The organism is Paenibacillus sp. NPDC056579 (assembly GCF_042793215.1).
Lineage (GTDB): Bacteria > Bacillota > Bacilli > Paenibacillales > NBRC-103111 > Paenibacillus_S.
Genome location: NZ_JBHTVD010000001.1, coordinates 1,658,224 through 1,670,982, shown reverse-complemented (window position 1 = coordinate 1,670,982; position 12,759 = coordinate 1,658,224). Strand labels below are relative to the sequence as shown.

At 46.2% G+C, this 12,759-nt stretch carries 13 protein-coding genes; 8 read left to right on the top strand and 5 right to left on the bottom strand.

Annotated features, from left to right (window positions below; all coding sequences use genetic code 11):
* The first annotated feature begins 214 nt into the window (after nucleotides 1-214).
* Nucleotides 215-1,288, top strand: a complete 1,074-nt coding sequence (locus tag ACFQ88_RS07485; protein ID WP_379453467.1) for a DUF4037 domain-containing protein — start codon at nucleotides 215-217, stop codon at nucleotides 1,286-1,288.
* 124 nt (nucleotides 1,289-1,412) lie between these two features.
* Complete coding sequence (locus ACFQ88_RS07480) at nucleotides 1,413-1,727, top strand: hypothetical protein (RefSeq protein WP_379453465.1); 315 nt, start codon at nucleotides 1,413-1,415, stop codon at nucleotides 1,725-1,727.
* Between the two features lie 154 nt (nucleotides 1,728-1,881).
* On the opposite strand, the gene ACFQ88_RS07475 is transcribed toward ACFQ88_RS07480, so the two are convergent.
* Nucleotides 1,882-3,198, bottom strand: a complete 1,317-nt coding sequence (locus tag ACFQ88_RS07475) for an ABC transporter substrate-binding protein (protein WP_379453463.1) — start codon at nucleotides 3,196-3,198, stop codon at nucleotides 1,882-1,884.
* Nucleotides 3,199-3,379: 181 nt separating this feature from the next.
* Between ACFQ88_RS07475 and ACFQ88_RS07470 the strand changes: the two genes are divergently transcribed.
* The 4 genes from ACFQ88_RS07470 (at nucleotide 3,380) to ACFQ88_RS07455 (ending at nucleotide 6,981) form a co-directional block, all read left to right on the top strand.
* Nucleotides 3,380-4,243, top strand: coding sequence for a helix-turn-helix domain-containing protein (locus tag ACFQ88_RS07470; protein ID WP_379453461.1), 864 nt, complete (start codon nucleotides 3,380-3,382; stop codon nucleotides 4,241-4,243).
* 208 nt (nucleotides 4,244-4,451) lie between these two features.
* Nucleotides 4,452-5,762, top strand: coding sequence for an extracellular solute-binding protein (locus tag ACFQ88_RS07465; protein WP_379453459.1), 1,311 nt, complete (start codon nucleotides 4,452-4,454; stop codon nucleotides 5,760-5,762).
* Nucleotides 5,763-5,927: 165 nt separating this feature from the next.
* A complete protein-coding gene (locus ACFQ88_RS07460; protein WP_379453457.1) occupies nucleotides 5,928-6,350 on the top strand; it encodes a DUF4259 domain-containing protein in 423 nt (140 codons plus the stop codon).
* Nucleotides 6,351-6,642: 292 nt separating this feature from the next.
* The gene (locus tag ACFQ88_RS07455) at nucleotides 6,643-6,981 is read left to right on the top strand and encodes a hypothetical protein (protein ID WP_239625126.1); all 339 of its coding nucleotides are present in this window, start codon (nucleotides 6,643-6,645) and stop codon (nucleotides 6,979-6,981) included.
* Nucleotides 6,982-7,102: 121 nt separating this feature from the next.
* Here ACFQ88_RS07455 and ACFQ88_RS07450 read toward each other — a convergent pair whose 3' ends face one another.
* Nucleotides 7,103-7,879, bottom strand: coding sequence for a helix-turn-helix domain-containing protein (locus ACFQ88_RS07450; RefSeq protein WP_379453455.1), 777 nt, complete (start codon nucleotides 7,877-7,879; stop codon nucleotides 7,103-7,105).
* 157 nt (nucleotides 7,880-8,036) lie between these two features.
* On the opposite strand from ACFQ88_RS07450, the gene ACFQ88_RS07445 reads away from it, so the two are divergent.
* Nucleotides 8,037-8,807: a phytanoyl-CoA dioxygenase family protein gene (locus ACFQ88_RS07445; protein WP_379453453.1), complete on the top strand. Its 771-nt coding sequence runs from the start codon at nucleotides 8,037-8,039 to the stop codon at nucleotides 8,805-8,807.
* 95 nt (nucleotides 8,808-8,902) lie between these two features.
* Here the strand turns inward: ACFQ88_RS07445 and ACFQ88_RS07440 are convergent, their stop codons facing one another.
* Nucleotides 8,903-9,121 carry a helix-turn-helix domain-containing protein gene (locus ACFQ88_RS07440; protein WP_379453451.1) on the bottom strand — a complete coding sequence of 73 codons (219 nt, stop codon included), beginning with the start codon at nucleotides 9,119-9,121 and terminating at the stop codon, nucleotides 8,903-8,905.
* A gap of 33 nt (nucleotides 9,122-9,154) precedes the next feature.
* Between ACFQ88_RS07440 and ACFQ88_RS07435 the strand changes: the two genes are divergently transcribed.
* Nucleotides 9,155-9,628, top strand: a complete 474-nt coding sequence (locus tag ACFQ88_RS07435; RefSeq protein ID WP_379453449.1) for a type 2 periplasmic-binding domain-containing protein — start codon at nucleotides 9,155-9,157, stop codon at nucleotides 9,626-9,628.
* Between the two features lie 190 nt (nucleotides 9,629-9,818).
* Here the strand turns inward: ACFQ88_RS07435 and ACFQ88_RS07430 are convergent, their stop codons facing one another.
* Entirely contained in the window at nucleotides 9,819-11,693 is a 1,875-nt protein-coding gene (locus ACFQ88_RS07430) for an FAD-dependent oxidoreductase (protein WP_379453447.1), read from the bottom strand.
* Complete coding sequence (locus ACFQ88_RS07425; RefSeq protein ID WP_379453445.1) at nucleotides 11,671-12,546, bottom strand: hypothetical protein; 876 nt, start codon at nucleotides 12,544-12,546, stop codon at nucleotides 11,671-11,673. Before ACFQ88_RS07425 ends, ACFQ88_RS07430 begins: the two co-directional genes overlap by 23 nt.
* Nucleotides 12,547-12,759: the final 213 nt, after the last annotated feature.

Genomic DNA, 12,759 nt, shown 5'->3' with positions numbered 1-12,759 from the left:
AATCAACTGCCTTTTTTATTGAGTTAATGGGGTGAATTAATGGGGAATAGGAGATATTCAAAACTTTTGCTTTGTCTTTAGTGTATAACGTTTTAGAATAATTTGTAGCATTGTAGTATAACCAGGATCCATTTGGCTGGCAAGGGTGTGTACAGGGGCATGCTCTCCGACCTGTTCGCTTGATGTCAGCCTCTATTAGAGAGGAGACTCATCCATGAATGACCATATTCCTGGAGTCCAGTTAAGCCGCTGTTTCCATGAAAATTATATCGAGCCACGTCTTTCTTCGAGGATGCCGGCGCTTTCGTTCGCTTCTGCGCTAATCGGTCCCGGCAGCGAAGTGCTTGGATTTGATACACCGATGTCCCGAGACCACGACTGGGGACCACGTGTGCTGATCTTTATACGTGAGTCCGACATATCACAGCGGGAAGCTATTGTTGCAGCTCTTCAACACGAAGCTCCAGCGTCGTTTTTAGGTTATTCTGTCGATATCGGAAAAACGATCGTTACAACCGTACCCGCTTATTTGGGCAGTCGACTCGGTATCAAACTCATCGGAAAGTTCGAAGGTTTGGATCTGATTGACTGGCTGACGATCCCTTCGCAGACATTGGCGGAGCTAACCAGCGGAGCCGTCTACCGGGACGATATCGGCGAGTTGACGGTCGCTCGGGAAGGGCTGCGTTTTTATCCGCAGGATGTATGGCTGTTCCTCATGGCATCAGTATGGAACCGGATCGGACAAGAAGAGCATTTGATGCCGCGAGCAGGCTTCGTGGGAGATGAGCTTGGGTCAGGACTAATCGCATCCCGTTTAATACGAGATATCATGTATTTATGTTTCCTAATAGAGCGGCGTTACGCCCCTTATCCCAAATGGTTCGGCACGGCTTTTCGACAGCTCGCTTGTGCGCCCGAAATGATGCCCCACCTGATAGCGGGACAACATGCAAAAGAGTGGAAAGAACGTGAGCAAGCGTTGGCGCATGCTTATCGGATTGTCTCACGGATGCATAACGAATTGCAGCTGACCGATTCGCTTGAGGAGGAGACGAAGCTTTTCTTCGAACGACCGTTTACAGTAATCGGCGGCGACCGATTTGCGAAAGCATTAATGAGTAAGGTCGAAAACCCTACGCTGCGCAAACTTGCCGACTTTCGGTTCGGCGGCATCGATCAAATAAGCGACAACACTGATTTTCGCGCGATACAGCAACGTTTTCAATCTCTTTCTGGACAGAACAGCCCGCTACGCTCGTTTTTCGAACGTTTGGCGCAAGAGTGATCCATGAGGGATGCAGTTGGCAACCTGATAATGGGGCGCTAGAGGCGGTCTCTAAAGTATAAAAGCTTATAGATGAAGGAATAATGTAAGCTGATTATGGCAGCGAAAGAGGAGGGAAACCTTAATGTTCGATTTATCAAAGCTTGAGCATATTCATGCGGATATCCAAGCGGTGCACGAAATCGTCTCATCGTTTAAAGGTCGCATTGACGGTAAACAAATTGGAATTCGAATTCTAAGAAACCGGATGGACAATTACTTTTTTGAGCTCAGCCACTATTATCGGGGAGCGGACCAGGCTGACCCGGAGTTTTCCGAGGAAAACCGCTTTTCTACTGTAGAAGCTGCGGTAGAAGGGGCCCTTCGATCGGCAACGATGTTCTACAGGAGTACCGACGAAGGAGGGGCCTGGGTAACCAACGACTCCTACATTCATTAATAGCATTAGTGCGCTTAGATCAGGACCTCATTCGGTCCTTCTAAGCTTTTTTATTTTCACAAAGATTCTCACAAGGTTCGAGATTCATACTTAAACTAGAAAAAATCCCCGGGAAATGTTCCCGAGGATAGGAAGCGCGGGTAGTCGCGCTCGATTAGCTTCCGGTTTGCGAACGAACGTAATTATTAATTTCCTCCTCGGCTTCACGAAGCGCCGTATTCGTATCTTTTGCTCCGTCAACATATTGCCTGAAGTGACTTTCCAGAATACTTACAGCTTTGGAATAGTAGATGGATAGCCTTGGCGCAGACGCAGGCTTACTCTTGAAGATCCCCTCCAGATGTTTTCCTTTCAAAATAGGCATATCCGCACCGTAAGCCTGCTGGAATTTCGGATCGTTCAGCAGCGAAATGCGACCGGTCTTTTTCGTAGCGATCATTTGCACTTCATCCGAGAACAGAACTTCGAGTACTTTCATCGCCTCTTCTTTGTGTTGGCTTGTTTTGCTGATAGACATGATATGTAAGTCGTACATCCCGGCAACATTAGGTTTATCCTTGTAGCTCGGATACTGGACAACATCCCAATTGTATTCGGGGACTTGCGCGATGTAAGGGAACATATTGACGGTTGCGGTCATGGCGACGGTTTTGTCTTTGATAAAAGAGTCATATGTGCTGGTTCCCCATTTAGGCGGTTTGTTCTCTGGTAAAGCGTATACGTCCTTGCCCAATTCAAACAGCTTTTTATAAGTTTCGTAGTTAGCGCTTATGGTTGTTTTATGGGTATTGGCGTCCACTATATTTAAGGACAAAGGAAAACTCATTCTTTGAATGCTTTCTGGATCCAGTCCACGATAAGCAACGCCGTTTTCCGTCCTTGTTAACTTTTTGGACAGCTGGATCACATCTTCCCAGGTCATGCCGTCCTTCGGATATTCGACTCCGAATTTATCAAAAATGTCCTTATTGTAGTAAAGAGCGTTAAACTGCCGGTTGTAAGGCAGGCCGTACAGCGTCCCGTCGTTGGAAATGTTTTTGATGGTTTCGAGCGCTTGCTGGTCGAACCGGCTTAGGTCAAAACTATTTGCTTTCGCCAGCGGCGTCAGATCCTCGAATACTTTCAGGTCCATTGCCGCAGACATGCTGCCGTTCCAGGTTGTGATCAGATCCAACTGACTTCCTGAAGCTACATGATTTTGCAAATCATTTTTGGTCCTGTCTATCAACTCAACGGTAATATAAGGATATTTTCGGTGGAGCGGTTCATTAATCATAAGCTCCAAGTCTTCCGGTGTGATCATTTGGCCCGGGTGCAGCTTTAACGTCACAGGTTCATGATGTTCTTCGGTTTTCCCTGCACTGGGGACCGGAGAAGCGTCGGAATCCGAGCTGCCTGAGCTGCAACCCGCCAACAGACTAGTTACAAGAACAACCGATAATGCAGGTCCCACTTTCAACTTCGCTATCATTCGCTTCAAATCCCTTCAATCAAGTTTTACAAAACTTTAATAAAGTGGAGAAAATTGCAGTGAAGTTTAAAGATTTCCATTATGTATTGTGTTGTACAAATTGAATATTATAATAGATTCATATGGACCTCAATGGTAATGAATTATCATGAATAGGTAAAAAATTGCAAGGGGATGCGATATGAGCGTTTACGGTTTTCAATTCAAAGACGGTCCGTCTACTGCATTTTCTGAAATCGTTTATGTAGGCTGGGAAAAGCGGAATAGGATCTACGATTGGGATGGGCTACAGAGGGCTACCAACAATCAATGCATTTTCCAATATACGCTTGCCGGAAGGGGGGAAATTCGCATCGGGACCCAAACATACCCGCTCGAACAACATTCTGCCTTTCTAGTCGTAACTGGAACCGACCACCGATATTACCTTCCTAAAGACAGCGAATTTTGGGAATTTATCTTTATTACCTTAATTGGGCCGGAATCCTTGGAATGCTGGTCCACTGTTCAAAATCATTCTGGCCCCGTGGTTCGTTTTTCACCCGATTCGCCGGTGATTCGCACACTGGAACACGTTTACCTAGAAGCGAGCAAAAAGCACATCACCAATGGCTACAAAGCATCGGGATTAGCAGCCCAGTTTGTAATGGAGGTTTACCAGTCCATTAAGTATAATCAGGCTTCGCCGGATACTTGGCCCGAAGCTGTTATAAAAGCGCTAAAGCTGATTCATGAGAATTACGCTGTCATCAACAGCATTGAGGAACTAAGCTGGTCGCTTGGTATCTCCAAGTACAAATTCTCGAGATTGTTTCACTCAACATGCGGCATGACCGCTATGCAGTATTTAACAAAAATCCGCATAGAAAAAGCGATGGAGCTGCTTCGCCAAACCAAACTCAATTTGGGTGAAATTGCACGTCGTACCGGGTATTCGGATGAGAATTACTTTAATAAAGTGTTCCGCAAGTCGACAGGTATATCCCCAGGCAAATTTCGCTCAAGCAAACAGACGATACGTGTCGATCATATTTCGTTCAATTAAAGGGCAGAATATTGCTGGAAAAAATGACAAATGGTAAGCGCTTTCCACAAAGACAAACACATTTCCTGCTAGTAATATGAAAGATAGCAATCGATTAGGGAGTGAGTATGGCTTGTACTCTTTCATACAAGCCTATAATTATCATGATTTTTGTAACCGCTTACTTAAGTTTTCGTTTAGTCAGTGACACAATTAGGAGGGGAAAAAGATGAAATTAATTAGATTTGCTTCTTCCATTGTATTGATCACAGCACTTGCGGGTTGCAGCCAAGGAACAGGTGCAAAGGATGACAAAGTAGTGAGTGTTCAACCAAAAGTTACAAACGAACCGATAACTCTTACTCTCTACCAGCACGCGGCGATTAGCAACGAGGAAATCGACAAATTTATAGTACAGCCTGTACAAAAAAAATATCCTAACATTTCGTTTAATATTGTACGTAAAGGGACAGGCACCAATCCGGAGGAACTAGTGGCCGCGGGCATCGTTCCGGATCTGATCTATACGACAGACGCGAATACTCCTCTTTGGCGAGAACTTGATGTGCCTGAAGATCTGAGCACTCTGATTAAGAGCAACAACTTAGATTTGAACCGTTTCGATTCTAATGCCATAGACGCTGTTAAAGTTTACAGTGGTGGAAATGGTGCCATGTACGCTTTACCTGTCGCGCAAAACATCGCAGGGCTTCTGTATAATAAAGATATCTTTGATAAATTCGCCGTCCCGTATCCGAAAGACGGTATGAACTGGGATGAGATCATCCAGTTAGCCCGTAAATTAACCAAAACAGAAAACGGGGTCAGATACATTGGACTCAGTCCCGATACGGTTTCCCGTTTAGGGTATGGACTTTCTTTACCTTACGTTAATCCGGCAACGAACAAAACGACAATTAATAACGATAATTGGAAAAAAGTTCTTACCACAATGAAAGAAATGATCGATATTCCAGGATTTCTTGGAGAGGATAAGAAACTCACTTATGGTACCAATGATTTCTTTAAGAACGGGAATATAGCCATGCTGACCGCCTGGGTTCCCGATATGATAGCAAGCGTTGATCCAAGTATCACGGATAAATTTCAATGGGATTTCGTCTCGCTTCCCAACTACTCTGAAGCCATAGGTACTGGCCGCATCATCACCCCACATACGATCATGCTGAATAAGCAAAGCAAATATAAGAATGAGGCTTTTCAAGTGATGTCTATCTTTACCTCCGATGAGGTGCAAGCAGAAATGAGCAAAAGTGGAAAAATTTCCGCTTTAGCCAAAGCAGATTTTCAAACGCAGTATGGCGCAAATGTACCTTTTATCCAAGGAAAAAACATCAGCGGCATATTTAAGTCAAAAACACGCAAAATTAACGACCCCCTTACTGAATATGACGCTTTAGTTCGTTCGGCGCTTGATGCTGCGTCCAAAGAATTGGCAGCGGGGAAAGATGTTAATACAGTCTTACGAGAAACGGAAGAAAAGGCGAACAAAGCGATTGAGGAAAAATTAAAAAAATAAATCATTCGCTTAACGAAAAAAGTCCATGATATCATGGGCTTTTTCTTTTTTGATGTTTCCTATACTTGTCCTGAAGCGGTATCCGGAGGAAATCATCAATTACATTTGTTTTCCAAGATGTGGTAAGATGTAGGGATTAACAATAAGAGAAAGGCGTGGATAGTAATGGGAGCTTGGGGGAAAATGGCGCTGGAAAGCGACGAAGGGTTGGATGTGCTTGACGCGCTAATAAAATATGCGGCAGACTCCAAATCTATTAAGTTGAAGGACCTGCTGTCACATTACAGAGAGTTGGGTTTTCTCTCGGAGGATCCGGATGAAGAGGATTTCCTGTACGATAATACGGCCATTGCTCTGGCAGAAATCGTATGCGACTATATCGAAAACGGCAAGACGAAATACGAAGAATTAAGCGGTTTGATGGAGATTGCTTGGGAAACAGAGGATCTGTTTGAGTTGAAGCAATTGGTTCAGCAGGTGCTGGAAAACAAAGGTGGAGAACGGGAGCTTTATGAGTTGTGGGATGGGGACGCGGACTGGATTAAACATTTGGAACATGTAGTTCATATTTTGTCGAAGCAATTGTAGTGGCGGCTTGAGGCCATGGTCATGAGCAATGCTGATAGTCGGCCACGAGGGGTCGTAAGTTTTCCGCGTGCAGACCGATTAGTTCTACGCTGTAATGGTTCGAGAGTAAAACTTTGGTCACGGCGACAAATAAGGCGGACAAGATATGGACATATCGGAAGGCATCTTTAATGTAATTGGCTAACTCACTGGTTAACCTATTCCATAGTCTGCATCTATTACTTGTCTGGTGATTCGTTTACTTCATCCAAACTCACAAAGAAATTATAACTAAAAGAAAGGAGGATTTTAATTGGTAGCTAATAAAACAATTATTTGGGGGGCAGCTGTTTTAGCAATCGGTGCTGCTGTTCTTACTGAAGCTATTACAACTAACGTTCAAGTTGGTACTACTACAACTAAGAGTCAAACTTTAGGGGACTCTTCCGAGAGGCTGCCTGATGTTTTGTTAGAGGACTCTAAGCACCCTGATAAGATAATTACGAAAGACGGTTCATATGCTTTGAAGAAAGAACTACCGGACTACAATTTCAGTTCGGATGAAATAGCTTACGACATATATAAAACTAATGCAAAAACAAAGATGCTCCTTAAAGATGGTGATATCTATATCAAAGACGAGAATCGTTAGGCAGCATCAATAAAGATAGCTAGGGGACTGATTGAAGGCGTAACTGCCCTCTACAGTCCTTTTTTGCCGTATAGCCGCCGAATTAAACCGTTAACTATATGCCTAGCTCCAGCAGTCCTCATCATATCTGGTACTTCGTACGATATACAGAAGGGCTCATCTTCATGTGCTGCGTAAATACACGGCTGAAATAAAACGCATTCTGGTAGCCGCATAGCTCGGCAACGACCTCGAGCGTATCCTCCGTTTCCACAAGCAGTCGGCGTGCCTTCGTTAAGCGCAGAGCGGTAGCATACCGCACGGGTGAGACTCCGTAGGCGGCTTGAAAGCGTCTCGTCAGCTGCGGCCCGCTCAAGCCAAGCTGCTCCGCCAGTATTTGTAGTGATATCTCACCAAGCCCTGCGTTCCGTTCGATGTGGGTAGCCGCCTCCCTCATGAGCAGATCGGATTTGGAAGCAACGCGATGCTCTGAGTTTAGACGCTCGCGGCGAGCAATGTAGACGAGATCGCTTACAAGATGCTGTGCATCAGCAACGTCTTTGTCGGTACGCTGCTCATGCCATTCGCGTAAATATGCGAAGGTGGAGCTGAGGCGGGCCAGATCGTGGATGTGCAGCTTACCGGTAGGAAGAGTGCTGCCCTCCGGCAAACGCCATTCTGAGAAGTGAAACGTAATACGTTCGAGCGCTTTCCGCCGCAGTCTTTTTCCGGGAGGACACAAGATTACGTCACCAAAGCCTGCAGTTTCCCAATCTCCCGACACATCCTCCACATGAAATTCAAAGGTTCCCTGTTGTACGGCAAGCAATACCCACCCTTCATAGCAATCCTCGTCGAGCGTAAACTGGTCTCTCTCCAGACTGAAATAATACCTCATTAGCTCTAATGAGATGGACATTAGGAACCCCTCCATTACAAAGACCATTATGCGCAAAAAAGTATATGTAAAATAATAATCCAATGCATGGAACCGATGCAACTTCTTTTGTAATATTGATTCTAAGGAAGTGATCACTCCAGAAGAATGGTAAAAAAGTGAATGAGAGGGGAATTCCATGAAACAATCTCTAAATATTTTGAGCTTCGAGGACATTCAGACGTACAACGAGCAAGGATACCTGGTGATCAGGGGAGCTTTGACCGAGCAGGATGCCAAGGTACTGCAGGAGGAGTGCGACAGATTGCTGACATTAGAGCAATATACGGAGAAAAGCAATATCCGCGCAGGCCACAAATCGTATGCCAATGGCGAAGTAAAAATTGAACGCCTAGATCCTGTTCACGACATTTCGCCGGTGTTCGCAGACCTGGTCCGCGACGAACGGATTTTGGCCCCGCTGCGTGACATTTATTTAGATGAGCCGTTGCTGTTTAAGGATAAGCTGATTTTCAAGCTGCCAGGTGCAAACGGTTACACTATGCATCAAGATGCCGCTTGGTGGCAGGGCTTCCCGATCGAAGGGTTGATCTCCGTGATGGTTGCCATTGATGGAGCGACTTCGGAGAACGGCGGTCTGGAACTGTTTCCAGGCTACCATGACCGGCTCCGTTCAACGCCAGGAGAGCTGCGCAACATGAACGCAGAGGAGATCGCCGAGATCGATGCGGCCAAAGGGGAGATCGTCGAGACGCATCCGGGAGACATGATTTTGTTCCACTCCTTCACACCGCACCAGTCTGGCCCGAACCTGTCCGATCACAGCCGTAAACAGCTGTTCCTGACGTATTCGCCATCCAAAAACGGACAGCTCTACAACGCGCATTATCAGCATTATCGCAGATACAACTTGCGAGGCAAAGACAAGTCAGAGTTTTATTTCTTATAAACCTATCAAGGAGCCGCTCTACGTCACTGGGGAGTGATTGATGCGTACTCTTGGGTCGAAATGACCTGAGGGTACGTTTTTATTTCAACAGACGTCTAAATTTGATTGTTTTTACGAAATTCCGATGCGTTCATCCCCATTTTGGATCGAAATACTCGGCTAAGGTACGAGCCGTTTTCGTAACCGCACATCGAAGCGATGGCATCTAAGGTATAGTTCGTTTCAAGCAGAAGCTTTTTGACCTTTTGACCTCTTGCAGCTTTAAATGCGTGGCGTAATCCATAGTACGTGAGGACCGTGGGCCATGGACACACATATCCAGCAAATCCAAGGATCCGGAATCAGCAATGAAAGTACTTGATTTCTTGATAAGTGAAGATGGCGACCGGCTGACGTGGGCGGGTGTCGAAGGGCAGCAATACACTAGGAAGGACGGAAAATTTGAATGGATTAAACCTTTTGATGATGCCGTTCAATTAAGGAACGTTGGGGGATTTGCGTATAACGGGATCAGTCAGCGTTTGGATGGAATGGAAATCCAGCTCATGAATGAGCAGACTCGCAAAGCGATCGAACTATCGGTTAATAGCCCTATTCCGGATGCTTATATTTTCGGAGTGCCGGAGATCGAGAAAGAGAAGAAGAAAGTGCTTGATGATTTGGAAATTGAGTTCAGGACCGCTGCCATAGTTTCAAAAGGCGGTAATCTGGATAAAATGTACGACGATTTCAAGAAAAAGTACTTGGCCGAGGGTGGAAGCCTATGGATTGAGCAGGCGACAGCTATTTACAATAAGGAACAGACTGAGCTTAAAAAGTAAAGCTGTCTTTAAAAAGTTTCTATCGTGAAGCGTGCATTCATTGCATCACAGTTACTGTAAGCCGGCCATCAAATTTAGAGAAACAACAACTGTATGTATGTCGACATTAGCAAACCCCGCTTCACAAATCGTGAAGCGGGGCTTATGTCTACTTGTCTGCATTTAAGACGCCGGGCTTCGTTTTTGCATCTCAACTAACTTTCGCATTCCATCTCTGCAGCGTCTCCTTAATGACTTTGCGGATTTTATCGTTCATATCACATTTAATGTCTGTACTGCCTTTGAAAGTAACGGATAAATTCAAGCTGCTCCGGCCAAGCAAGGTATGAAAGCCTTCCATAATCTCTTGGCGGCAGTCCGGATGGGAGTCACCAATTCTTGCTAATGCCATAATCGAGAAGGAAACATACTGGAAATAAAGCTCTTGGCTATCCGCCAGAAACTCTTTATTCTCATCCTCATACGTCCATTGTCCGGGCTCATCCATCAGAATTGAAGTCAAATCCGGCACAATCTCACGATCTGCCAACAAGCCAAGCAGGAAGATCGCCGTATAGCCCCTAACTTGATTGTATTTACGGCTCGTTTTCGGTACAAACGGATCCTTCTCCCGCACAATCTCTCTAAGGACTGGAGAGGCAGCTTCATCCCCAAGCAAGGCCAATGCAAAGGCGGCATGCTTGCGAAGATGCTCATTCTCCATTGAAGTACTCCATTTCGTGAGCTGTGCTCGAATGCTGTCTCTTAACAGGAAGGAGGACCATATCGCAAGACCCGGCTTATTCCCGGCTAAACCACGCTTTATTTGTTCAGGATTCGCCAGCCATTGAACAATAGGATTGGTTTCGTCATGAACGGATAACGTTTCCTTGAATCGAATCTCATCCTTTGCTGACAAGCAGCCGGTTTCGTGTAACGCAGCAGCTAATTCGGAGTAGGGGATGTCCCTCAAAGGAAGCTGCAAACGTATTGATAAATACGCAGCATTGGCAGCGGCTTCTCCACATTTCTGCATATCGCGCTTCATTCGCACGCATGCGGCCATATCATGATCAACGGAAAGGCAGCGCCCTGCAACTAGCAGTCCGTCATAGCCTTCAGGAATTAGCGCTCCGAGTGGAATCGGAACGGTAAAATTGTAGCCCCACATGCTGGAGGCCACGGTCCAGCGCTGTTGGAACTCACTTTCGAAAGCAAGGTCTTTACTATGGTTATCCGCATTCGAGTATGCAAAAAACACAGGCTCACTTGAATAACGTTGATTCAGGAAGTTCTCCAGCGTTACGGTTTCTTCTCCATCTATAAATCGGCCTTCTCTGATCCCGAGTAAGGGGGCAATCCGCAGCATCCGGTTGTCTTCCTCATAGATTGGTCTTAAGTGTGTATGCAGGGTAGCCGATGAAACTACAGCCTCTGATATGCTGGCAGCATCTCTCGGATCTACATAACCTGAATCGGTATATCGGAAGTTGACCTTGCCTTGATCCAAATAGACATAAACATTCGAGTAGGGCTGAGCCTGGCTGTCAAAATCACGACCGCCCCGAAGCTCGCAGCCGGCCATTGCGCATACATCAGCATCGCCGGTCGCATCAATGATAACAGAGCATCCTGCCGTGAACCTGCCTTCCGGAGAGAACCACTCAATACCCCGCAGCGTCATCCCCTCAAGCAGCACGCCGGTCACTGTACTATCATAACGAAGAACGGCTCCGGCTTCCAATGCTTCTTGTTCAAGCACATACTTTTTGGCCTCGGCGTTAATGCCTCGGGAGGGTGTATAGATATGCTGCTTTTCCAAAGCTAACGACCTGTCATCTATCGATTCGAACAGTCCGCCCTTATTACCGAAGTAATAGCCCAGAACGGCCCCCGCTGTACCCGTGCCGCCCATGCAGGTTAATTTCTCGATTCCTAGCACCCGCAATCCTTTTTGCGCTGCGGCGATAGCGGCTACAGCACCTGCTGTTCCCAATCCTACTACTATGCAGTCAAATTGGAAGTTGGTCTGTCCGGTAAATGGCTTACGTACAGCCTGCCCGTTATACAGTCTTGCGATTTCCATCGTTAACGACCTCCTCCGACTGAAGCTGAAGAAACCGGTAGCCTTGGCGGAACGATTGCAATGGGTGAGGGCTGGATTCCGATGGAAGCCATATCCACTGCGCTGCAAGCTCTATCGGTCCTTGCGGAACCTGCAGGCCGAATGTACTGGCAACGGCTGCAATCGTCCATAAGGCAAGGCTGGCAGGACGTGCCCGCCAATATTCCTGCAAGCTGTGCCGGGCGGCCGGCCAATCTGCACGGGCATCCACGGCAAGTGCCAGGATGCGTTCTGAAGGAAATCTGCCTGGGAGGATTTGTGCCTGTTCATCTAACGGCTGAACGATTGGTGCGGTTTCGTTACCAGATATCCCGGCTGACAAATGCGCTCTTATGATTTTACGGTTAACCGTCGCATAAGATGGGTCGGGCTGTGAAAATCGGCGGCTGGTCGTATCTAGAATACGGTCCACCCGTATCGTTTGAAAGCCGGAGACGTTGTATAGTGTCACCTCGAAGCCTTCCCCGGTAGCGGTTACTTCAATAATCTCGGTTAAAAAAAGCACCTTCAAGCCGGCGTCTTGAACGCGTTTGCACAGCACGGAATGAACGCCTGGCAAATGGACGGGGCCTCCTTCGGGCTCCATCAAATTCCTTTCAATCAGCTCTGCATGCAGCGATTGTTCCAATGGACTAAACTGAAGATCATCCATGGCTTCGAAGCTGCCTGGATTAAATGTCTCGATAAACTCCTGTCCGACACCTGCCGATCTTTCCACTACAATGACGGGTAGTTTAGCAGCTAATGCTGCGCCTAGTCCGGCAAAGGTTGCTCCGCAAACGAGCAGCTGATAATGGGCTGCTTCAGCTGTCATATCCTATCCCTCTTTTCCTTCATTTTCACAATACCAAATAATGAATGGATAATTAATTAAAAGCATATCCCCATTATATGTTTAGATTTCTTAGAGTAAATGGACGTATTTTTAATATTTATGGATTAATGTTTAAATTTATGGCGTGTGTACAGCTATGACGTTTGCTTAATATCTGATTAGAAAAAATCCCAATGCAGGATCAATTAATTC